23 protein-coding genes and 1 riboswitch are annotated in these 20,722 nt (G+C 44.9%); of the genes, 18 read left to right on the top strand and 5 right to left on the bottom strand.

The annotated features are described in order from the left end of the window. Nucleotides 1-17: 17 nt before the first annotated feature. From QMA04_RS13465 to brnQ, 3 genes are all read left to right on the top strand, one after another. Nucleotides 18-932: a DUF2971 domain-containing protein gene (locus tag QMA04_RS13465; RefSeq protein WP_290186365.1), complete on the top strand. Its 915-nt coding sequence runs from the start codon at nucleotides 18-20 to the stop codon at nucleotides 930-932. A gap of 20 nt (nucleotides 933-952) precedes the next feature. After that, nucleotides 953-1,729: a glucose 1-dehydrogenase gene (locus QMA04_RS13460; protein WP_290186364.1), complete on the top strand. Its 777-nt coding sequence runs from the start codon at nucleotides 953-955 to the stop codon at nucleotides 1,727-1,729. A gap of 279 nt (nucleotides 1,730-2,008) precedes the next feature. Then, nucleotides 2,009-3,379: a branched-chain amino acid transport system II carrier protein gene (gene brnQ / locus QMA04_RS13455; RefSeq protein WP_191715182.1), complete on the top strand. Its 1,371-nt coding sequence runs from the start codon at nucleotides 2,009-2,011 to the stop codon at nucleotides 3,377-3,379. A gap of 99 nt (nucleotides 3,380-3,478) precedes the next feature. Here the strand turns inward: brnQ and QMA04_RS13450 are convergent, their stop codons facing one another. After that, nucleotides 3,479-4,141: a GntR family transcriptional regulator gene (locus QMA04_RS13450; protein ID WP_290186363.1), complete on the bottom strand. Its 663-nt coding sequence runs from the start codon at nucleotides 4,139-4,141 to the stop codon at nucleotides 3,479-3,481. A gap of 241 nt (nucleotides 4,142-4,382) precedes the next feature. Here QMA04_RS13450 and QMA04_RS13445 point away from each other — a divergent pair, with 241 nt between their 5' ends. After that, nucleotides 4,383-4,739, top strand: coding sequence for a SpoIIAA family protein (locus QMA04_RS13445; protein ID WP_290186362.1), 357 nt, complete (start codon nucleotides 4,383-4,385; stop codon nucleotides 4,737-4,739). Nucleotides 4,740-4,771: 32 nt separating this feature from the next. Continuing rightward, on the top strand, nucleotides 4,772-5,128 hold the full coding sequence (locus tag QMA04_RS13440; RefSeq protein ID WP_290186361.1) for a SpoIIAA family protein: 357 nt from the start codon (nucleotides 4,772-4,774) through the stop codon (nucleotides 5,126-5,128). Nucleotides 5,129-5,186: 58 nt separating this feature from the next. Here QMA04_RS13440 and QMA04_RS13435 read toward each other — a convergent pair whose 3' ends face one another. After that, complete coding sequence (locus tag QMA04_RS13435) at nucleotides 5,187-5,387, bottom strand: hypothetical protein (RefSeq protein ID WP_290186360.1); 201 nt, start codon at nucleotides 5,385-5,387, stop codon at nucleotides 5,187-5,189. A 118-nt stretch (nucleotides 5,388-5,505) separates the two neighbouring features. Between QMA04_RS13435 and QMA04_RS13430 the strand changes: the two genes are divergently transcribed. From QMA04_RS13430 to QMA04_RS13400, 7 genes are all read left to right on the top strand, one after another. After that, nucleotides 5,506-6,699 carry a class I SAM-dependent rRNA methyltransferase gene (locus QMA04_RS13430; RefSeq protein ID WP_290186359.1) on the top strand — a complete coding sequence of 398 codons (1,194 nt, stop codon included), beginning with the start codon at nucleotides 5,506-5,508 and terminating at the stop codon, nucleotides 6,697-6,699. Nucleotides 6,700-6,833: 134 nt separating this feature from the next. Further along, complete coding sequence (locus QMA04_RS13425; RefSeq protein ID WP_203340663.1) at nucleotides 6,834-7,145, top strand: DUF3817 domain-containing protein; 312 nt, start codon at nucleotides 6,834-6,836, stop codon at nucleotides 7,143-7,145. Between the two features lie 134 nt (nucleotides 7,146-7,279). After that, complete coding sequence (locus QMA04_RS13420; RefSeq protein WP_290186358.1) at nucleotides 7,280-8,497, top strand: MFS transporter; 1,218 nt, start codon at nucleotides 7,280-7,282, stop codon at nucleotides 8,495-8,497. Between the two features lie 29 nt (nucleotides 8,498-8,526). Then, complete coding sequence (locus tag QMA04_RS13415; protein ID WP_290186357.1) at nucleotides 8,527-9,087, top strand: GNAT family N-acetyltransferase; 561 nt, start codon at nucleotides 8,527-8,529, stop codon at nucleotides 9,085-9,087. A gap of 25 nt (nucleotides 9,088-9,112) precedes the next feature. Next, entirely contained in the window at nucleotides 9,113-10,858 is a 1,746-nt protein-coding gene (locus QMA04_RS13410; RefSeq protein ID WP_290186356.1) for an ABC transporter ATP-binding protein, read from the top strand. A 62-nt stretch (nucleotides 10,859-10,920) separates the two neighbouring features. Next, on the top strand, nucleotides 10,921-11,685 hold the full coding sequence (locus QMA04_RS13405) for a MerR family transcriptional regulator (RefSeq protein ID WP_290186355.1): 765 nt from the start codon (nucleotides 10,921-10,923) through the stop codon (nucleotides 11,683-11,685). A 374-nt stretch (nucleotides 11,686-12,059) separates the two neighbouring features. After that, nucleotides 12,060-12,899 carry an endonuclease/exonuclease/phosphatase family protein gene (locus QMA04_RS13400; protein WP_191715193.1) on the top strand — a complete coding sequence of 280 codons (840 nt, stop codon included), beginning with the start codon at nucleotides 12,060-12,062 and terminating at the stop codon, nucleotides 12,897-12,899. A gap of 42 nt (nucleotides 12,900-12,941) precedes the next feature. On the opposite strand, the gene QMA04_RS13395 is transcribed toward QMA04_RS13400, so the two are convergent. Together QMA04_RS13395 and queF are read right to left on the bottom strand one after the other, a co-directional pair. Further along, nucleotides 12,942-13,595 carry a queuosine precursor transporter gene (locus tag QMA04_RS13395; RefSeq protein WP_290186354.1) on the bottom strand — a complete coding sequence of 218 codons (654 nt, stop codon included), beginning with the start codon at nucleotides 13,593-13,595 and terminating at the stop codon, nucleotides 12,942-12,944. A 12-nt stretch (nucleotides 13,596-13,607) separates the two neighbouring features. Continuing rightward, complete coding sequence (gene queF, locus QMA04_RS13390; RefSeq protein ID WP_290186353.1) at nucleotides 13,608-14,102, bottom strand: preQ(1) synthase; 495 nt, start codon at nucleotides 14,100-14,102, stop codon at nucleotides 13,608-13,610. A gap of 97 nt (nucleotides 14,103-14,199) precedes the next feature. Continuing rightward, nucleotides 14,200-14,247, bottom strand: a riboswitch (PreQ1 riboswitch). Between the two features lie 105 nt (nucleotides 14,248-14,352). On the opposite strand from queF, the gene QMA04_RS13385 reads away from it, so the two are divergent. From QMA04_RS13385 to QMA04_RS13365, 5 genes are all read left to right on the top strand, one after another. After that, entirely contained in the window at nucleotides 14,353-15,261 is a 909-nt protein-coding gene (locus tag QMA04_RS13385) for a cation diffusion facilitator family transporter (protein WP_290186352.1), read from the top strand. A gap of 147 nt (nucleotides 15,262-15,408) precedes the next feature. Then, on the top strand, nucleotides 15,409-16,344 hold the full coding sequence (locus tag QMA04_RS13380; RefSeq protein ID WP_290186351.1) for a phosphotransferase family protein: 936 nt from the start codon (nucleotides 15,409-15,411) through the stop codon (nucleotides 16,342-16,344). A gap of 94 nt (nucleotides 16,345-16,438) precedes the next feature. Further along, nucleotides 16,439-16,966: a TraR/DksA C4-type zinc finger protein gene (locus QMA04_RS13375; protein WP_191715198.1), complete on the top strand. Its 528-nt coding sequence runs from the start codon at nucleotides 16,439-16,441 to the stop codon at nucleotides 16,964-16,966. Nucleotides 16,967-17,042: 76 nt separating this feature from the next. Continuing rightward, nucleotides 17,043-17,405 carry a nuclear transport factor 2 family protein gene (locus tag QMA04_RS13370; protein ID WP_191715199.1) on the top strand — a complete coding sequence of 121 codons (363 nt, stop codon included), beginning with the start codon at nucleotides 17,043-17,045 and terminating at the stop codon, nucleotides 17,403-17,405. Nucleotides 17,406-17,461: 56 nt separating this feature from the next. Next, nucleotides 17,462-17,860: a thiol-disulfide oxidoreductase DCC family protein gene (locus QMA04_RS13365; protein ID WP_191715200.1), complete on the top strand. Its 399-nt coding sequence runs from the start codon at nucleotides 17,462-17,464 to the stop codon at nucleotides 17,858-17,860. 482 nt (nucleotides 17,861-18,342) lie between these two features. Here QMA04_RS13365 and QMA04_RS13360 read toward each other — a convergent pair whose 3' ends face one another. After that, nucleotides 18,343-19,536 carry a DUF3238 domain-containing protein gene (locus tag QMA04_RS13360; protein WP_290186350.1) on the bottom strand — a complete coding sequence of 398 codons (1,194 nt, stop codon included), beginning with the start codon at nucleotides 19,534-19,536 and terminating at the stop codon, nucleotides 18,343-18,345. Between the two features lie 289 nt (nucleotides 19,537-19,825). Between QMA04_RS13360 and QMA04_RS13355 the strand changes: the two genes are divergently transcribed. Then, nucleotides 19,826-20,701 (top strand): STAS domain-containing protein, encoded by an 876-nt coding sequence (locus tag QMA04_RS13355; protein ID WP_203340651.1) that lies wholly within the window; start codon nucleotides 19,826-19,828, stop codon nucleotides 20,699-20,701. Nucleotides 20,702-20,722: the final 21 nt, after the last annotated feature.

The raw sequence follows: 20,722 nt of genomic DNA, 5'->3' as shown, positions 1-20,722 counted from the left end.
AAGAGAGGTGAAGTTATATGGACAGCGAAAAGAACTTGGCTGAACAGCTGGAGCAACAGGCTTTAAAAGGTCTCAACAAACAAATAAAAAGAATCCAGCAAGCTGGCCAAAGTTTATACCATTACACGAGCTTGACCAGTTTAATGGGTATGATGGAAACCAACCGTTTATGGATGAGCAAAGGGACTTTTCTGAACGACTCCAGCGAACTGGTCTATTTTTTTGGCATTTTAAAAACTGTACTGGACAAAATGGAAGTTTCGGACAAAGGGAATCTATGGGCTATGTTTATTGAACAGCTGCAGCAGGCTTTGGATCATTTTATGAAAGAAATTGAAGAAAGCGGTTTTGAAGTCTATGTTTTTTCAATGTCGCAAACAGAAGATTCATTGGCTCTTTGGTATAACTACGCAAAAGGTGATGGCTATAATATCGGCTTTTCTGCAGAGGAGCTTCTTGGGAAAATCAATCATTATTTAGTGGATGCCGGCTTATTGCATGGTCTTGTGGTCTACAGCAGGCGGGAGCAGGAAACCATCTTGGAGGATTTGCTCGTGGAAAGTTTTGAACTTATCAGCGAATATGAAGAGGAACAGATGAACTCGGTATTAGCCGATCATTTCTTTTCGGTGATGGCATCATGTGCAATCTTTTTTAAAGATGCCGCTTTCAAGAGTGAAGAGGAATACCGAATTGCAATCATCAGCCGAGGAGAACTGGACGGGAAAGTGAAATTCCGGGCACGGAATGGGGTGATTATTCCTTATATTGAGGTATCGTTTGAAGAGAAATTACCCATCAGCCATATAACGATTGGCCCTAAGAACAATATCGATATTGCCAAAAGCGGCATTGAACATTATGTAAGGAGCAAGGGGTACGACCTGGAAACCCTTACCGTCAGTAAATCCGTTGCGGCTCTCAGGTATTAAAAATAAAAGGGAGTGTTAGTATGTATCCGGAATTAGCAGGAAAGACAGCGATTGTGACAGGGGGATCAAAAGGGATCGGCAAAGGCATCGCAGAGCGTTTCGGCAAAGAAAAGATGAATGTCGTAGTCGATTACCTGACAGATGCTGAAGGGGCGGAAGAGGCGGCCCAGGCAATACAGAGGCAGGGTGGGAAAGCGGTCACGGTGCAAGCGGATGTCTCGACAGAAACAGGCATCAAAAGCTTGATCCAAACGGCACTCGATCATTTTGGCTCGGTAGAGGTATTGGTGAACAATGCAGGTTTCAGTGAACCTGCACCTTCTGATGAATTGGCATTGGAAACGTGGCAGCGCGTACTGGACGTCAATCTTACAGGAGCTTTTATTGCCAGCAGGGAAGCGTTGAGCTGGATGAAGGCAAATAAAGTCAAAGGCAGCATCCTTAATATTTCGAGTGTTCATCAAGTCATTCCCAAAGTGGAGAATGTTCACTATAGCGTCACAAAAGGCGGTTTGAAGATGTTGACAGAAACATTGGCGCTGGAATATGCAGAACAAGAAATACGGATTAATAGCATTGCACCTGGAACCATCACGACACCAGGAAATCCGACACAAGAACAGGATGCAGAAGAAAAAGAGAAGACGCTGCAGAAAATCCCGATGAAAAAGATCGGGAAACCGGAAAACATCGCCGCAGCCGCAGCCTGGCTTGTTTCTGATGAGGCTGCTTATGTCACCGGAACTACCTTATTTGTAGATGGTGGCATGACATTATATCCTTCTCAATTGTTCTAGCAGTAATTGCTTACCGCACAGGGGGACTTAGTCTGTGCGGTTTTTTATGCACGCTTAAGTATATATACTATATTGAAAAAATAACCATTTAACTCCGGATTTCGAAATAGACAGAATTTAAAAAAATCTTTGATTATAATGCTTGCATTTTAAGCTAATTGTTGTATTATTACTTTATGCAATATATCGCATACATTTTTTTAAAAGAGAATGTATTATACTAAAATTATAGATACAAGTACACGAGCCAACGGATTTAGAATTTAGGAGGAAATAGGAATGGATAGTAAATTGTCGTTTAAATCATATGCAGTTGTAGGGATGATGTTGTTTGCGCTGTTTTTTGGAGCAGGAAACTTAATCTTTCCCGCGCAGCTTGGACAATACGCAGGAACAAACGTCTGGATCGCGATATTCGGATTTCTGATTACAGGTGTCGGTCTGCCATTGCTAGGTATATTAGCGATCGGTTACTCGAAAAGTAATGACTTACAAGATCTTTCAAGCCGTGTTCACCCTGTCTATGGGTTGGTCTTTACGGCAATGCTTTACTTAACGATCGGACCCTTCTTCGCTTTGCCAAGAACAGGCGCTGTTTCATATGAAGTTGGAATTGCACCGTTTGTTGGAGAAGGAAATGCCACAATTGCTTTATTGGTCTTCTCTTTAGTCTTCTTTGCAATATCATTGCTCGTATCATTGAATCCGTCAAAAATGGTCGACAGCATCGGCAAGATCCTTTCGCCTGCGATTCTTGTGACCTTGGGTGTTTTATTGGTTACATCGTTCGTTAATCCGATGGGAGCTAAAGAAGCGCCACAGCCGGCTTATGCAAACGATGCCTTCTTTACAGGCTTCACTGAAGGCTATAACACCATGGACGCACTCGCTTCCTTGGTTTTCGGGATCATTGTCATTTCTGCAGTCCGTAAATTGGGTGTGAATTCGCCTAAAGGCGTCTTAACCGCGACTTTAAAAAGTGGGGTTGTAGCTGCTGCTCTTTTGGCCATCGTCTACACAGGAATTGCTCTGCTCGGTTCAACAAGTACGGCAACTTTAGGACTGATGGAAACAGGGGGACCTGTTTTAAGCGGCGCTTCGGGCCATTATTTCGGTAATTTCGGTTCCAGTTTATTGGCCGTCATTATCATTCTGGCGTGTTTGACAACTGCTATCGGCTTAACTGTTGCTAACTCGGAGTTTTTCCATAAGTTGACGCCTTCCATCAGCTATAAAACGTATGTTGTGATTTTCTCTGTCTTTTCGTTAGTTGTCACTAATGCTGGGCTTTCGAATATCATCACTTATTCAATCCCGGTATTGATGTTCCTTTATCCACTGGCAATTGTCTTGATCATCCTGGCTTTCTTGTCGCCATTATTCAGACATGCTCAGTTGGTGTACGTATCGACAATCGTTGTCACATTCTTTATCAGCATTGTTGATGGATTCAAAACCCTAACTTCTTCGTTGGGAGTCGATAATCCCGCTTTGCTTCAATCAGTAATTGACTTCTATGCCGCAGTCCTGCCTCTTTACGACAAAGGGCTTGGCTGGTTCTTGCCAGCGTTGATCGTCATTGCCGTCACCACGGTAATCGCACGCAGCAAAAAAGAAGTGAAAGTTCAAGTTGCTCAAAACAACGCCTAATATCAATAACTATAGGCCGTTCCAAAAATCGGATCGGCTTCCATATAAAAAGCTGTTACAAAAGCGAAGAGGCTTTTGTAACAGCTTTTTTCAATTAATTTAAAAGCTTTTTTCGGTAGTCAATTCTTCGATGGTCCGGATCCAATTGGATTTCATCAGCTGAGTCACTTTTTCCGGATCTTTCTCTTTTAATGTCTGGATAATCTGGACATGCTCGTCATATGAGCTTTTCGTCAGCATCAGCGAGTGATGAAAAAACTGTCTTCTGACATGTGATTGGAGGCTGCCGAGCATGGTATGGATATATGGATTTTGAGCGGTGTCAACGATGATCTGGTGAAACTCCTGATCAATTTTCAAAGCTGAAAATCCATCCTGGCTGTCGATGGCTTTAATGAATCGCTCATTGGTTTCTTCCAATAAGTTGAAAATGTCTTCATCAAGATTTGGAATGGCCAATTCTGCTGCAAGTGCCTGCAGAACAGCGAGGGGAGGCAATAAGTTTTTGAGATCGTCTTTTTTCACATTCGTGACGCGTGTCGCTTTTCCGGGAAACATCTCGACAAATCCTTGAACTTCCAATAATTGAAGTGCTTCGCGGATAGGGGTACGGCTTAAACTCAATGCCTGGGCCAAGTCTGTATCAACCAACTTTTCTTCGGGCTGTAAGGTGCCATCGATGATCCACTGCTGCAATTGAAGATAAGCGCTTTCCTTCGCTGAGACGCGGACAGGCTTCGTATAATTTACGGGAATAGGCATTGCAAGCTCTCCTTTTTTACTGCAAAATTTATGACACGGAAACACGCAATGGGATTGGGAACCTCCCAATGAATGAATATCTCTTAATACCATTATACACCAATTCAGACTATCTATGAAATATTTTATGCAATATATCGGTAAATGACATCGAAATACCTCTATCCCTTCGTTTGTCAGATTTCAAATAGGGAATAAGGAGTGCAATAGCAGATATACCAATGGAAGAGGAGGAATTAGGATGCTGACGTTCATTCCGAGTCAGGATTCACAGACTATTGCTTTCAAAATTGAGGGAACAATAACCAAGGAAAATCTGCAAGAGCTGGAGCGGGAGATCAGTGAACGGTTTTCTAAAGACCAGCCCTTCAATGCTTATGCCGTGATTGGGCAAGTGAAGGTGCCGACGATCAACGCATTGATGGAAGAAGTGAAAATCGATATGAAGCGTTGGAGCCAGTACAATAAGTTGGCTGTTGTCAGCGAAAAAAATTGGCTTGTCACCATCACCGATCTTGGTGATTTGTTGCTGGGCATCGAAGCAAAGCATTTTAAAGCGAGGGAAGCCGAGCAGGCTTGGAACTGGATCAGAGCCTGATCAGCTCCACCACTAATTAGAGGAGGGGAACTATGTTATCATTTGTGCCAAGTAAAGACATAGAAACCATTGCGATTGAATTTGAAGGGGCGGCTACAAAGGAAGATGCATTGAAGATCAATAAAATCATTCAGGAAAAGTTTGCCGATAAGGGAAAGTTCAATATTTATGCCATTATAAACGAAACGGACGGCATTCCTTTCACAGGGCTTGAGCAAAGTATGCAAGTGAATATGGATGCCTGGAATCAATTCCATAAATTCGCTGTCATCAGTTCTGCGCATATGCCGGGCCATGTAGCGGAAATGGAAAACCTGCTTCCGAAACTTGAAATCAAGCATTTTCAACTGGATGAAATGAACGAAGCCTGGGATTGGATTCAGGAATAGGAAAAAAGCGTTTTGCAGATTTTGTGCAAAACGCTTTTTTAGGAGGAGAAACATGACGTTATTCCTCCACATGAATCAAATCTGCTTTGACGATATGAAAAATGCTCAAAACGATTGTTTTTCCATCCATATTTTCTACAGGGAAGAGGCTCAGAGCAACACCGGAAAAATGGTCTTCAAGAGGCCCTTCAATGCGGATGTTCTCCAAGTATTCCCCTGTTGTCAACAAAATATTGTAGACATGGAACTTCTGCTTCATGGCAATCCCTCCTATGCGCAGTTTTGGAAAAATCACATGGCCAGGGTGGGAATCAGGACAGCTATCGTATACACTAATTATAAAGCAAAACGGTGTTTTACAGATAGGATGAGAGACGATGAAATCGGAAATTTCAATTAAAGTAACGGATAAATACAAGGCGGAATATGCCAAAGGCTACCCCTTGATCACTAAAGAGGCCCTGGAGAATCCGGAAGCCTTGCAGAACGAGGGAAGCATTTTAAAGCTGACCGATAAGCAAGGGCGCTTTTTGGCGAAAGGCTATTACGGCCTGCAAAACAAAGGTTTTGGCTGGATTTTGACGCATGATGAAAGTGAAACCATCGATCAGGATTTCATGGAACGCAAGCTGGCGACGGCTATCGGCCGCAGGCAAGCATTCTACAGCAATCTGGAAACGACGGCTTTCCGGGTGTTCAACGGTGAAGGCGATGGGTTTGGTGGACTGATCATTGATTATTACGCCGGCTTTTATTTGCTCAGCTGGTACAGCGAAGGGGTATATACCTTCAAAGACGAGATCATTGCAGCGCTGCAGAATGTCACGGAATGCAAAGGCATTTACCAGAAAAAACGATTTGATACAAAAGGCCAGTACATCGAAGAAGACGATTTCGTGACAGGCGAGCGCGGGGAGTTCCCGATGATCGTCAAAGAAAACGGTGTGAATTTTGCTGTTTACTTGAACGATGGGGCGATGACCGGCATATTCCTGGACCAGCGGGATGTCAGAAATACCATCAGGCAGAAATATGCCAAAGGCAAGACCGTGCTTAATACGTTTTCGTATACCGGTGCTTTTTCGGTAGCGGCGTCACTTGGCGGTGCTGCTAAAACGACGAGTGTCGATTTGGCGAAAAGAAGTTCGAGCAAGACAATCGAGCAATTCAGTGTCAATGGCATTGATTTTGAGACACAGGACATCCTGGTCATGGACGTGTTCAATTATTTTAAATACGCCAAACGAAAAGAATTGAAGTTCGACGTGGTCATTTTGGATCCGCCAAGCTTTGCACGTTCAAAAAAATACACGTTCAGCACTTCCAAGGACTATACGAATTTAATGAAAGAAGCGATTGCCATTACTGAAAGAAATGGCGTCATCGTCGCTTCGACCAACAGTGCCTCTTTTGGAATGAAAAAATTCAAAGGCTTTATCGATAAAGCCTTTAAAGACCTTGGAAAGAAATACAGCATCGTTGAGGAATTCACTTTGCCAAGTGATTTCCGTGTGCAAAAGGAATTCAAAGAAGGCGATTACCTGAAAGTGCTTTTTGTGAAGTTGGGCTAAGAAAGCCAGAATGGGATTTGTGTTTGTGACGAAAATTTGCGGGTGATGCGAAACGCTTCTCCATTTCTTCCCTTAATCCCTGTACAGTCATCTGCTGCAATTCTATAATAAAAGCAGATTGTGAGGGATAGTGAATGTTTAAGAATGCGTTAGGGACATTTCGTTTCATGGGCGTGCTGGAAGGCAGCTCTCTATTGATTCTGCTTTTCATTGCCATGCCGTTAAAATACTTTTTTGAGTTTCCGGAAGCCGTCAGTGTCATCGGACCGATCCATGGAGCTTTGTTCAGCATCTACATCTTGATGACTGTCTATATGACCTTCATCTACAGATGGCCTTTCCGTTTCTCGGTTGGTGCCGTCGCTTCAGCGTTTTTGCCGTTCGGCAATTTCATTTTAGACAAAAGGCTTGAAAATTGGCAGCAGTTGAAAACAGCGACTGTGTAATTGCTGATGTAACTCGGGCACCAAACACCTGCAGGTTTTTCCTGCAGGTGTTTTTATTTGGGGTTATCGAAAGACGTTCAACTCCTCTATAATGAAACTATTGAAATTTACAGATTTGCATTGGAGGTCACATCATGGCGAAAGCGATAAGTTCTTCTTCTTTAGCCGGAAATCCTGTTTATCCGGTGATGTTTGCGATTGGCGGCTGCCATTTGCTGAATGATTCTTTACAGGCCGTGATTCCTGCCATGTTCCCAATACTTGAAGCGGATCTTGGTTTGACGTTTACGCAACTGGGTTTGATTGCGTTTGTACTCAATATGGTAGCCTCTGTCCTCCAGCCGGTTGTAGGGTTCATTAGTGACAAGAAACCAATGCCCTACGCGCTGCCGCTCGGCATGACGAGTTCATTTTTCGGAATTGCAGGGTTGGCGTTTGCGCCGGAATATTGGATGATTCTTGTTTCAGTTATTTTCCTGGGGTTGGGTTCGGCTATTTTCCATCCGGAAGGCTCACGTGTTTCCTATATGGCAGCCGGCTCCAAACGCGGCTTGTCACAATCGATTTATCAGGTGGGAGGAAACTCCGGCCAGGCACTGGCCCCATTGATCAGCGCATTCATCCTGGTTCCACTCGGCCAGATAGGAGCGGCTTTGTTCCTCTTTGTTGCAGCGATCGGCATTTTTATCCTATCGAAAATCTCCATTTGGTATAAGCAGCAACTGGAGAAGGAAAAGCTGCAGAAAGTGAAGAAAGTATTATTGTCTTCATTGCCTGAGATGACCAAAAAACAAGTGGGCGTGGCGTTGGCGCTTTTGATGATCATTATTTTCGCCCGTTCATTCTACGTCACCAATATGACGAGCTTTTACATATTCCATTTGATCGAGTCTTACGGGCTGACAATCCAGCAGGGACAGCTGTATGTCTTCCTATTCCTTGGCGTCGGGGCAGCAGGCACGTTTTTCGGAGGGCCTATGGCAGACAAAATTGGACGGAAGAACGTCATTCTTCTTTCCATTTTGGTGCCGATCCCGCTGGCCGCTTTCCTGCCGTATATTCCGCTTTACGCTGTACTGATTTTCCTGGCATTGATCGGTTTTTTCATTATGTTGAGTTTTTCCGTTACGGTTGTCTACGCGCAAGAGCTTGTGCCGAGCAAAATTGGCACGATGGCTGGTTTAACGGTTGGTTTGGCCTTCGGGATGGGCGCAATCGGCGCAGTAGTCATTGGGATTTTAATGGATGCCATCGGTGTCTACGAAACAATGGTCGTCGTTTCATTCCTGCCAATCATTGGAATAGTTGGCCTATGGCTGCCGCGTGACCGGAAAATAGTCTCGGCTTCATAAAAGAGAAATTTAAATAAGGGGGATACTGTATGACGATGAAATTGCCGGAAGTGCCGACAGCAATAAGAACGGAGCGTTTGCTTTTGCGGATGCCGATGCCTGGAGATGGAAAAATTGTGAATGCAGCAATTCAGGCCTCACTTGATGACTTAAAGCCATGGCTTGGGTTTGCGCAGGCGGAACCTTCTCCGCAGGACACGGAAATCAATCAGCTGGAGGCGCACTTGAACTTTATAAAAAAGGAAGTTTTGCGTTACCTGGTTTTTGATAAAGAAACAGGGAGCTTTATCGGCTCCACTGGCTTCCATGCTATTGAATGGGATGTGCCGAAAATGGAGATCGGCTATTGGCTGGATTCGAGAGCTACTGGAAAAGGCTATATGGCAGAAGCGGTTTCTGCATTGACTGAATTGGCTTTCTCAACTTTTAAATGCAAGCGCCTTGAAATTCAATGTGACACAGAAAATCGGAAAAGCCGAGCGATTCCAGAAAAACTGGGCTTTGTACTGGAAGGTGTTTTGCACAACGATGAACGATCAGTAGACGGCAAAAGGTTAACGGATACATGCATTTACGCTAAATTCACTTAACCCAAAACGAATAGGGGCTTTAAAGATGAAGAAGAAAGACAAAAATCAAGACGCCGGTCTGAAACCATTCATTTCATTGCTGTTGTCACTGAAGATTCCAAAGCTTGCCCTGACAATTGGGTTGCTGACAAGTTTAATCACCACACTCGTGGGCCTTGTAGTACCGCTGTTGACGAAAAACCTGGTTGATGGCTTTTCCTTTGATTCGTTGAGTGTGCCGCTGATTTTCGGAATCGCTGCGGCATTTATTGTTCAAGCCGTCATCAACGGGGTTTCGATTTACTTGCTGAGTATGGTCGGACAACGTGTGGTAGCGGGCTTGAGGGAACGGATGTGGGCACAATTGATCCGTTTGCGTGTCAGCTATTTCGATCAGCACTCGAGCGGCGAAACGGTAAGCCGTGTGGTGAATGATACAGGGATCGTCCGAAATTTAATCACAGACCACTTCCCGTCCTTCATCACAGGAATTATTTCAATTATCGGGGCAGTGATTATTTTAATCATTCTGGATTGGAAAATGACCTTGGTCATGATGCTGTCGGTACCGCTGACGATTGCTGTGATGATCCCCCTAGGCCGCCAAATGGCCAAGATTTCACGGAACCTGCAGGATGAAACCGCTCAGTTTACAGGTCATGTCCAGCAGACTTTGGGAGAAATCCGTTTAATGAAATCTTCGACAGCTGAAGAAATTGAAGAAAACAAAGGGGTACAAGGCATTCAAAAGTTATTTGCTCTTGGTATGAAAGAAGCGAAAATCTATGCGTTGATAGCACCTTTGATGTACCTGGTGGTTATGGTAGTCATTGTATCGATTATCGGCTATGGCGGGATCCGTGTGGCCAATGGCGAAATGTCGACGGGATCGTTGGTGGCGTTTCTATTGTATCTCTTTCAGATTATTGTTCCGATGGCAACCTTTGCCCGGTTTTTTACAGAGCTTCAAAAAGCCAAAGGCGCTACTGAACGAATCATTGGAATTTTAGAGTTGCCTTTGGAAGAACAGCAACAGAAGCCCGCGCTGGATATTGCCGGGAAAGCGCTGCAGGTGGAAGGAATAAGTTTTGCCTATGAAAACGGGGAACAGGTTCTAGAAGATGTATCGTTTGAAGCGCAGCCAGGGGAAATGATTGCCTTTGCAGGGCCAAGCGGCGGCGGAAAAACTACTGTGTTTGGTTTGGTCGAGCGATTTTACGAACCTTCATCCGGACTCATTTCTATTGGGAATATCCCCATCAATGAAATATCAATCGCTTCCTGGCGAGATCAGATCGGCTATGTATCTCAGGAAAGTGCCATGATGGGCGGCACAATCCGGGAAAATCTCACCTATGGCCTGCCGGATTCAGAAACGATTCCAGCCGAAGAACTTTGGCGGGTGGCTCGCATGGCTTATGCGGAAGATTTTATTCGCAGCTTCGCCGACGGATTGGATACGGAAGTCGGAGAACGCGGCGTCAAGCTATCCGGCGGACAGCGCCAACGGATTGCCATCGCACGAGCGTTTCTGCGTGATCCGAAAATCCTCATGATGGATGAAGCAACGGCCAGCCTGGACAGCCAATCAGAAGGGATTGTGCAGCAGGCATTAAGCCGATTGATGGAAGGGCGGACGACGCTGGTGATTGCTCACCGGCTGTCGACGATTGTCGATGCTGATAAAATTGTTTTTATTGAAAAAGGGCATGTGACAGGAATCGGAACACACCGGGAACTGACCGCTTCACACTCACTTTACCGTAAATTTGCTGAGCAGCAATTAACTTGATTGAACCGCTTGACCTTGACGCAACGTTAAGGTGTATGGTGGATGTATCAGGAGGTGTAGAAATGGAATATACTGTGCAAAAACTCGGGAACCTGGCAGGAATCAGTACCAGGGCTTTACGTTATTACGATGAAATCGGACTCTTGAAGCCGGCAAGAAAAAGCTCGTCGGGATACCGGATCTATGGCCAGCCGGAAGTGGATAAGCTGCAGCAAATCCTTTTCTACCGCGAACTTGGGCTGGAGCTGGAACAGATAAAGAACATCGTCAACGATCCCGGTTTCAACGGTTCTCAAGCTTTGGAAGAGCACCGTGAAAAACTTCTCGCCAAACGCATGCAATTGGACCTCTTGATCATCAATGTGGAAAAAACCATTTCCGCAAAAGGAGGAGAAAGCATCATGGCCGATAAAGAGAAATTTGAAGGATTTAAGCAAAAGCTGGTAGATGACAATGAACAGCAATATGGCGACGAAATACGCGATAAATACGGCGACGATGTAGTCGATCAATCCAATGCCAAAATGCTGAACATGAGTGAAGAGAAATACCAGGCGTTTACACTTCTGGAACAGCAGGTGTTGGACCGTTTAGCAGATGCAATCAAAACAGGTGACCCATCGAGTGAGCTGGCGCAGCAAACAGCTGAATTGCATCGCCAATGGCTTGGGTTTACATGGCCATCCTACAGCAAAGAAGCGCATATGGGGCTGGCGGAGATGTATGTGGCAGATGAACGGTTTGCAGCATACTATGACAAAGTGCAGCCGGGAGCCGCACAGTTCCTTAGGGATGCCATTGCTGCCTACACGGCTCAGGATCAGTGAACATCAAAACACAGCCAATCCGACGGAATCGGGTTGGCTGTGTTTTTTCGTCTAGATTTAATGAACGTGCGTAAATGTTGCCGAGTGTGCACAAAGTTGCTTTAACGTGCACAAGTTCTGCTGAACGTGCACAAATCCAATGAAGCGTGCGCATATTTTCTCAAACGTGCATAAGCCTATAATGAGCTGAACGGCCGACCCCACTTTTCATGATGTCCAGCTCCAGCGCTACATGGGCGCTTCCGCTTTTCTGGTTTACAAACTATTAACAAACCTTTACACCCCTGTTATAGCTAATCCTTCTCAGCTTGGTATACTGAAACCAATTAAAGCTGCTACCGACGATTCGGTTTAAACGAAAAGGAGAGGTTTGCATGCAAGGTTCGAAAAAGAAAGCACCGATTGTGAAAGTCATGTCATTTAACATTGCTCATGGATTAGGGATGGATGGAATAGTAGATCTGGAGAAGACCGCTGAAGTCATTGAGGATTCCTGTGCTACAATCATCGCTTTACAGGAGGTTGACCGTTATTTTTCCGACCGCAGTTCGTTTGTGGACCAAGTAGATTGGTTGAGCCAGAGATTGAATATGCATGCAGCCTATGGCGCCAACATGAATTTTGCTGCTGAAGATTCAGAGCGCCCGAATCGCCAGTACGGCAATGTGATTTTAAGTAAGTATCCGATCAAGTACGTCGAGAACCATCTGCTGACACAGGTCTATTGTCCGTTCGGCAATAACGAACAGCGGGGAATTTTAGAGACCGTCATTGAAGTAGATGGCATTTATTTAAGTGTCTTCAATACGCATTTGGCATTGAAAGACGATGAATTGGCTGTCAGTATCGATGAAATTCTGGCGATTACCGGGAAAAGCCGTTTCCCGCGCGTACTCGCTGGAGATTTCAACGCACCATCTTCAAATGTTCACATGCAAAAGCTGAACAAACAGTTTAGAGATGCTTTTCTGAAAATGAAGAGAGGGGATGCTTATACATATCCTGCTCCTTACGTGGACAAAGAGACAACAGAAGTTTTTTGGCCAGCAACGCGAATCGATTATATTTTTTCGGACAATGATGTAGAAGTCGTCCAAGTAGCGGCTATTGAAACAGCGGTTTCTGATCATTTGCCGATTGTCGCAGATATGGTTCTGGCAGATGTGAAAGTGGGCGTCAAAGGCCGTAGCCAGAAAGAACGTGCCAAAGTCTAAGCAATTGCCATCATAAATACATGTATGTAAAAACCGGAAGCTCTAGTGGAGAGCTTCCGGTTTTTGGTGTCCGTAAATTTGTTTGCCGGACTGGAATTCGCGCCTGCAAAGTTTGACCAGTAAATAAACCAGCGGCGTATCGGCTGCGGCAACGAGCCATTTAAACACGTATTGTGTAGCAATCATCCCGAGCAATGCACTGGTCGGCATAGTTCCGTAAAATGCGATGGTAATGAAAATGGTGGTGTCCACCAATTGGCTGGCCATCGTTGAGGCGTTATTGCGCACCCACAATTTAGATTCGCCATGACGCTGTTTCAATTTATGGAAAATGGTGACGTCCAGGTTCTGGCTGATGAAATAAGACACAAGACTGGCTAAGGTAACGCGGAAACCTGCAGAAAAAATGGTTTCAAACGAAGCCTGGTCTGCAAAAAATGGAGCAGAAGGCAAATGGATGGCAAAGAAAATAAATGCTAATGCGCAAAGCTGTGTGACGAAACCGGCGGTGACGGTCTGCCGTGCTGCTTCTTTGCCATATACTTCTGCAATGGTATCGGTGATTGGAAACGTAAAGACATAGACGATGACGGCGGCCGGCAATACAGCCCATTCACCGATGCTGAACAATTTGACTGCTAAAATATTCGATAAGATCAATAAGCCGACAAAGGCGCCGTTCAAATAAAGCAACATGTTCGGTGCCTCCTACCGGTTGGTGATCGTTTCAGGATTCATGTCATGATTCATCATCCGGTACGATGCCATTTCTTCGTATTTTGTTCCTGGCTTGCCGTAGTTGGTGTAGGGATCGATGGACAATCCGCCGCGCGGCGTGAATTTTCCCCATACTTCGATATAGCGGGGGTCCATCAATTTGATCAAATCATTCATGATGATGTTGACGACATCTTCGTGGAAATCTCCATGATTCCGGAAGCTGAATAGGTAAAGTTTCAATGATTTGCTTTCCACCAATGCTTTATCAGGGATGAAGCTCAAGTAAATGGTGGCGAAATCAGGCTGTCCCGTTTGGGGGCAAAGCGACGTGAATTCGGGACAATTAAACTTCACAAAATAATCGCGGGTATGCAGATTATCGATCGGTTCGAGAATATCCGGATCGTACTCAAATTTGTACTTGGTTTGTTGATTGCCGAGCAATGATAGATGCTCAAGTGTGTCTTCGTTTCTTCCTGCCATGAAAACGGCCTCCTTTTAGATGGCCGGCTTGAAAGAGGGCTATAAAAAACGGACAAAAGAAAAAGCCAAATCGCATGTGGATTTGGCTGAGTTTCGACAATCCATAGTTTTTTATAGAGGGTGAAATGCTATGAACCTCTCCCGTCGCCGGGTTATTTACTTATACTAACCTATCCTATAAGACTTGCTATTCGTTGTCAAACAGCTCTTTTTGGTAAAATAGCAGCAAGAAGACGGAGGCGAATGTGAAATGGGACACGATCATAACCATAATCATTTTGAAACAGCCAGGAGCGGCAACAAAAAAGCATTGATCCTGGCGCTCGGCATCACAGCGGGCATCATGCTGCTGGAATTTTTCGGCGGTCTTTTTACCAACAGCCTGGCGTTGATTGCCGACAGCGGCCATATGCTTTCGGATACGGTTTCGCTGGCGCTCAGCTTGTCCGCTATCTGGTTTGCCGGCAAAGCGGCTTCTGCGAAAAAAACCTATGGGTATTACCGCTTTGAAATCATTACAGCCTTTATCAATGGCGCGACTTTATTTGTCATTGCCGGTTTTATCATTTATGAAGCCATCGGGCGTTTTTTTGAACCACCGGAAGTACAGGGGGGCTGGATGCTGGTAATTGCGGCAGTAGGCCTTCTTGCCAATCTATTGAGCGCCTGGGTGCTGAACCGCAACGCAGATGTCCATGGCAACTTGAACATGAAGAGTGCTTATATGCACGTCATTGGAGACGCACTGGGCTCGGTAGGCGCGATGGTGGCTGGGATATTGATTCTTCTGTTTGACTGGACAGTGGCCGATCCCATTATTTCAGTAGTTGTTGCTTTATTGATTTTGCGGAGTGCCTGGGGCATCATCCGGAACAGCCTCCATATTTTGATGGAGGGAACGCCTCACACCATCGATGCCAAAGAAGTGAAGGCATTGCTTATTGAAATTGAAGGGGTTTTGGATGTCCATGATCTTCACGTTTGGACGATTACGTCGGGCCTGGATCTATTTACTTGCCATATTGATGTAGCGAAAGAAACTGACGAGCAGCAGGTCCTTCAGAAGGCATTGAAACTGGTCCATGATCATTGCGGAATCGAGCATGCCACTATTCAAATTGAAAAGGCGGAGTCAATGCATCATTCATTGAAAGTTTGAATCTTGTCGGCTGGCTGGTCTGAATAGCGGGTATTTGTAGTGATAGAAAATATGATTTTCTCGGCAATTTGCCTCATCTCACAGTGAGGCCCTTAGATGTTCATGGTACACTAGAGCTAAAATAGTGGGCAGAAAGGAGCGGTAAGGATGTCAGCAGGTTATGGCAATGAATTGCAGGCGCAAGCTTTGCAATGGGTACAGACACAGCTTGGAAGCACTGCAGAAATTATGGGCGTCAAGCCGCTGACAGGCGGAACTTCTTCCATATTGTTTGAACTGGCTGTCGAAGAAAACGGCGTTTCGCTTTCGTATGTATTGCGGCTTTTCCATAAAATAGATTGGTTGGAGAAAGAACCGGATTTAGCAAAACACGAAGCGGAAAGCCTTCAGTTTGCTGAACAAGCTGGCCATCCGGTCCCTCATTTAATTACTTACGATGAAACGGGCGAAAAAAGCGGATTGCCGGCAGTCTTGATGACGAAAGTGTCTGGTTCTGTCATATTGCAGCCGTCTAACGATGAAAAATGGCTGGATGGCCTGGCAGCTGCTTTAGCTGAAATCCATCAAACCAAGGCAGAGGGCTTTCCTTATGAATATTTTTCCTACAATAATGCATTTTTGCTGGAAAAACCGACCTGGTCCAAGATCCAGAACGATTGGATGCGTGCTTTTTATATTGTGGCAGAAAGCCGCCCTGAAGCTCAGGAATGTTTTATTCACCGGGATTTTCATCCCGCTAATGTACTGTGGGAAAACAAAGAAATCAGCGCTATCGTAGACTGGGTAAATGCTTGCCGGGGGCCGGCGGGAATTGATGTAGGCCATTGCCGTGTCAACTTGGCGCAGCTTTACGGAATTTCAGTCGCCAATGATTTTTTGGCGGCTTACCAGAGACATGCCGGGAATTCATTTACTTATGATCCGTATTGGGACCTTTTATCGCTGATTGATACATTAGATGGATCACCAGTTGTGTATCCCGGCTGGAAAGCCTTTGGCATGAAGGGCTTGTCCGATGAATTAGTCCGCCACCGTCTGGATGATTATTTAATGAGTCTTCTCGACCGTTTCGACGATTATTGAGCTGCAGAGCGGCAGCGACCAGTTTACTTCCAGGTTTGATTTCTCCGATAAAGGCAATATATAGGATAAGTGAGTTTTTTGAGGAGGAAATTGGATGAAGGATGAACAGCTGAAGCAATTAAAAAAACAATTGGAAGAACAAGTGGCATCGCTGGAAGAGCGCGTTGAACAAGATGAAGAGTTTGAGACAACGGAACTTTCGAATTATGACAATCATCCTGCAGATAACGCCACCGACCTGTATGACCAGGAACGTGGAATGGCGTTGACGCAGTTTAAAGAGGAAGAGCTGGAAGAAGCGAAAACGGCTTTGGCAGCAATTGAAGACGGCACGTATGGCAAGTGTTCGGTATGCGGCAAAGAAATACCATTTGAGCGGCTTGAAGCATTGCCGACCGCATTGACCTGTATCGATCATGCAGATCAGGAGGTCGATTTGGAAAGCCGTCCGCCGGAAGAAGATGTGCTGCAAGCTTCTACAGGACAGCCAGTCAAGAAAGAAGACGATGGCATCCGTGATTACCAGGACAGCTTTGAAGATGTAGAGGACTTTGGCTCCTCTGACACCCCGCAGGATCAGCCTGATGAAGATCCGCAGGATTTCTTTAAAGACGACAAATAAAATAACGTAAATTTGCCCCCTGCCTTTATTGCCAGGGGGTTTATTTCCCGGGAAATGAGCGATGAGGAGAATGGATATGGACAAATTAACTCAGCAATTCTATGAATTGGAATCCAGCCACCTGAAGCCGGAAGTAAGGGTTTCGACAGACAAGCTCGGCGAAATACTGGACGACGAATTTTATGAATTTGGCAGTTCAGGTGGACTGATTAAACGCTCGCATTACGATGAAGACCATCCCTTAAATCCGGATCCGATGGAAATAAAATCTTTTACCGTACATGAGCTGGGTCCGGCTGCTGTTTTGACTACGTATCAAATCCATAATCAAAAGACGGGAAAGTTGACCAACCGCAGTTCGGTCTGGAAAAAAAGAGAAAGTGGCTGGAAATTATTTTTCCATCAAGGAACGGTTTCGACAAACGAAGTGTTTCAATAAAGGAAAAAGAGGATATTTAGGTAACAGAACTATTTTTGGTGGAGGAGGAAATAGATATGGAACATGCCATTGTGTTATTTGATGGAGATTGCAACTTTTGTGATTCAAGCGTTCAGTTTATTATAAATCATGACCCGGCCGGCTATTATCAATTTGCTTCATTGCAAAGTGAAATTGGCCAGGAACTTTCCAAGAAGTACAAAGTGCCAGATGATGTGGATAGCGTAGTCTTGATAAAAGATGGTCAGGCTTACGTGAAATCCGAAGGTGCTTTAATGATTTCCAATCATTTGACCGGCCTTTGGAAATTGGCCTATTACCTGAAACCATTCCCGCGCGCAATCCGTGATGGGGCTTATGATATCGTAGCCAAAAACCGTTACAAGGTATTCGGCAAGTTGGACAGCTGCATGTTGCCGCCGCCTCATATCCGCAAGCGATTTTTAGATAAATAAGAAAAGCGGAAGCGCCCGTGTAGCTCTGCCGGGCATAAGACAGACCAGCAAAGTGGCGTGTTTTCAGCCGCACAGCACGAAAAGTGGAAGTGCCTATCCAGCTCTGACAGGTGTAAGACGCTCTGGCGAAGCAGCATGTTTTCAGCTGCATAGCCAGAGTGGTTTACATCCCGAAGAGCTAGGCACTGCAACTGGACACGGGTTGGCTTATGACCCAAAGAGCTGGTCGCTGGAGTCTGGACAATCAGAAAAGCGCAAGCGCCCGTGTAGCTCTGCCGGGCATAAGACAGACCAGCAGAGTGGCGTGTTTTCAGCCGCACAGCTGGGTTGGCTTATGACCCAAAGAGCTGGGCGCTGAAGTCTGGACAATAAGAAAAGCGCAAGCGCCCGTGAAGCTTTAAAGAGCATAATTAAAGATACCCCGAAGCGGAGGTACTGCGCTTCGGGGTATCTTTGGGTATACGGGAATAATGGGAACAATATTAATGGAAGTTGGATATCCGCCAATATTGGCTGGCAATCGGTCCGGCCATATAGGCAAGACCTTCACTTTCAGTTAAGTGAATTCCGATCCATTCGCCATCGTCGCTGTCCTTCAAATACACTTCGTGGTTTGGTGATTGGTCGTGGATTCCAATGATGTCATATGTGCCATCCCGGTAAAAGGCAGCGGATACTTCGTAATCGATATTCGGTGACGTGGTAATGGGATTGCCGACGCTGTGTTTTAAAGTGATGGACACTTTATGGCCCGTTTCCTCTATCTTTTCCAACTCGATTCCTTCAGCAGAGGCGACATCCGCTTTGCTGAACTTTTTACGCCAATTGTATCCAATCGTCGGACCGACGTCTTTATCGTAGGCAAATGATGACTCTTCTTCTTTCAAGTCCACCGTGAAATTGACCTGCGTCCGGTAATGAAGGGAGTCAGGATCAAAGTCTCGGCCATCTCCTTGGAAATATGGGAAAGGAGACAAGAGGTTCGGGTTTTTCAATATCAGGTCCGGCAGGAACGTATGATAGCGGAAGTGCCAAACCGGATAAGCTTTTGGTTTTTCTTTATCAGAAAGCAAATTATCCAATGGGGCGATTATTTTGGTCAGCCAGAAATCTTCCATCGCTGCTTTATCCCGTGAGGAATTCCAGTTTAATGCACCAAAGACTTTTGCCACTGTAAACTTTTCTTTCCTAAAACTTTCTTCTGACTTGGCTACTGGACGTTTGCCGCGGATCCAGTAAGTGAACTCCTGGTCCATCGGGACTTGCCGGTCCGTGTATTGGTTTTTTTCCACCGTTTCTAAAAATATGCCATTCTGATAGATGTCGAATTCAGTAATGCCTTCAATTTCTCCCCATGCTAAAGAAATCCGGTTTTCAGAAACAATCGCCGTCAAGACAATTTCTTCAAGACGGTTGATGCTGTCCTGTTTGCGGTTTTCTGTTCCGGTATGCAACTTGATTTTATCGGTCCATTTCCCTGAAGAATCCAGTCGTTCAATGGTGTAGGTGTACAATTCGCCTTTCTTTAATCCTTCGTCCTTGAACAAATTTTGAGTGCCGGTATAAACGACTTGATCTTCTTTCTTAACGCGGCAGACGTCCTCTGTTGCTGTCCATCTGAAATAAATCATGGTATCGGATTGTTCCAACACCAGAATATCCAATTCATTTGCCATATTCCCACCTCCACATGCTATTGTTATGCATATACCCGTTTTGAAACAAAGATGAACCCATGAGAAAGCGGCCAAGATATTTGTTACACAAATTAAATATATACAAATGGGGTTTAACTGTATAATTAAGGTAGGTATTCATACATATTTGAGATAAACTGGTTTTTGTTGGATAACTTCTGAAATCCTAATCGATATAAAAAATAAATAAAAGCATTCGTTTTCCTATAGTAATAGCTTTAGAATTTAGCTCACTGCACTAGATAGATTGAATAAAACGGATGGGGGAATGAAGGTGGAAAACACTCAAAAAGAGCGTAATTTTAGTAACTTCGATGAAGCGGCGGCATACATACTTCAGTTGTTAAGCAAGCAGATCGGAATTAATTCCTTATTTATCGCGAAGAATGACGGAATCACCAATCACATCATTAAAGCACTCAACAGCGATAAGGCCTTAATTGAAGAAGGCAGTTCCATGCCGCTCCCTCATTCCTTCTGCAGTTTGAGCATCAATCACGGCCCGAAGGCTTTAGTGATTGAGGATGTTTCTGAAAATGAGCTGACACGTTCTATGGGCATTGCGGCGAATTACGGACAAGGAACGTTTGTCGGTGTTCCGGTGTATTACAACGATGGTACTGTCTACGGAACAATATGTGGACTGGACGATCAGTATTACAAGCTCTCTGAAGAGCAGCTCTATACGTTTGAAATGATGTCGACATTATTGACCTATGTACTGGAACTGGAAAAAGCGAACCACCAAATTCAGACATTAACAGCTCCAATCGTCCCAGTAACAAAAGGAGTGGCGATTGTACCGGTAATCGGCGAAATTACAGCTCCGCGTGCGCAAGTCATCATCGAGCATGTACTTGAAAAATGCAGCCACGAACCGATGGACTATTTGATCATTGATGTGTCAGGGGTTCTGCAAATCAACACTGTCGTAGGGGAATACTTGCTGAAGCTCGTGAATATTCTTAAAATAATTGGCGTGACGCCAGTTATTACAGGCATTCAGCCGTTCATGGCAATAAAAGTTCCGCATTTTGCGGCGGCGCTGAAAGGCGTTTTGATCGAAGCTAATCTTGAATCGGCCTTAAAGCAGTTAGGATTTGTTTTGATAAAAGAATGTAAAGAAAAATCAGACCTTCGTTGAGGAGGTCTGATTTTTTGGAGA

It is taken from the genome of Planococcus sp. APC 3900 (assembly GCF_030407735.1).
GTDB lineage: Bacteria > Bacillota > Bacilli > Bacillales_A > Planococcaceae > Planococcus > Planococcus notacanthi.
This window is presented reverse-complemented; position numbering and strand designations above follow the sequence as displayed.

Coding starts and splice junctions, on each gene's coding strand:
- QMA04_RS13445 (WP_290186362.1), top strand. CDS start 4,383: ATGCTGACGTTCATTCCGAGTCAGGATTCACAGACTATTGCTTTCAAA.
- QMA04_RS13370 (WP_191715199.1), top strand. CDS start 17,043: ATGGACAAATTAACTCAGCAATTCTATGAATTGGAATCCAGCCACCTG.
- QMA04_RS13460 (WP_290186364.1), top strand. CDS start 953: ATGTATCCGGAATTAGCAGGAAAGACAGCGATTGTGACAGGGGGATCA.
- QMA04_RS13440 (WP_290186361.1), top strand. CDS start 4,772: ATGTTATCATTTGTGCCAAGTAAAGACATAGAAACCATTGCGATTGAA.
- QMA04_RS13435 (WP_290186360.1), bottom strand. CDS start 5,387: ATGAAGCAGAAGTTCCATGTCTACAATATTTTGTTGACAACAGGGGAA.
- QMA04_RS13355 (WP_203340651.1), top strand. CDS start 19,826: ATGAAGGTGGAAAACACTCAAAAAGAGCGTAATTTTAGTAACTTCGAT.
- QMA04_RS13400 (WP_191715193.1), top strand. CDS start 12,060: ATGCAAGGTTCGAAAAAGAAAGCACCGATTGTGAAAGTCATGTCATTT.
- queF (WP_290186353.1), bottom strand. CDS start 14,102: ATGGCAGGAAGAAACGAAGACACACTTGAGCATCTATCATTGCTCGGC.
- QMA04_RS13450 (WP_290186363.1), bottom strand. CDS start 4,141: ATGCCTATTCCCGTAAATTATACGAAGCCTGTCCGCGTCTCAGCGAAG.
- QMA04_RS13405 (WP_290186355.1), top strand. CDS start 10,921: ATGGAATATACTGTGCAAAAACTCGGGAACCTGGCAGGAATCAGTACC.
- QMA04_RS13415 (WP_290186357.1), top strand. CDS start 8,527: ATGACGATGAAATTGCCGGAAGTGCCGACAGCAATAAGAACGGAGCGT.
- brnQ (WP_191715182.1), top strand. CDS start 2,009: ATGGATAGTAAATTGTCGTTTAAATCATATGCAGTTGTAGGGATGATG.
- QMA04_RS13425 (WP_203340663.1), top strand. CDS start 6,834: ATGTTTAAGAATGCGTTAGGGACATTTCGTTTCATGGGCGTGCTGGAA.
- QMA04_RS13360 (WP_290186350.1), bottom strand. CDS start 19,536: ATGGCAAATGAATTGGATATTCTGGTGTTGGAACAATCCGATACCATG.
- QMA04_RS13365 (WP_191715200.1), top strand. CDS start 17,462: ATGGAACATGCCATTGTGTTATTTGATGGAGATTGCAACTTTTGTGAT.
- QMA04_RS13395 (WP_290186354.1), bottom strand. CDS start 13,595: ATGTTGCTTTATTTGAACGGCGCCTTTGTCGGCTTATTGATCTTATCG.
- QMA04_RS13420 (WP_290186358.1), top strand. CDS start 7,280: ATGGCGAAAGCGATAAGTTCTTCTTCTTTAGCCGGAAATCCTGTTTAT.
- QMA04_RS13410 (WP_290186356.1), top strand. CDS start 9,113: ATGAAGAAGAAAGACAAAAATCAAGACGCCGGTCTGAAACCATTCATT.
- QMA04_RS13375 (WP_191715198.1), top strand. CDS start 16,439: ATGAAGGATGAACAGCTGAAGCAATTAAAAAAACAATTGGAAGAACAA.
- QMA04_RS13385 (WP_290186352.1), top strand. CDS start 14,353: ATGGGACACGATCATAACCATAATCATTTTGAAACAGCCAGGAGCGGC.
- QMA04_RS13380 (WP_290186351.1), top strand. CDS start 15,409: ATGTCAGCAGGTTATGGCAATGAATTGCAGGCGCAAGCTTTGCAATGG.
- QMA04_RS13465 (WP_290186365.1), top strand. CDS start 18: ATGGACAGCGAAAAGAACTTGGCTGAACAGCTGGAGCAACAGGCTTTA.
- QMA04_RS13430 (WP_290186359.1), top strand. CDS start 5,506: ATGAAATCGGAAATTTCAATTAAAGTAACGGATAAATACAAGGCGGAA.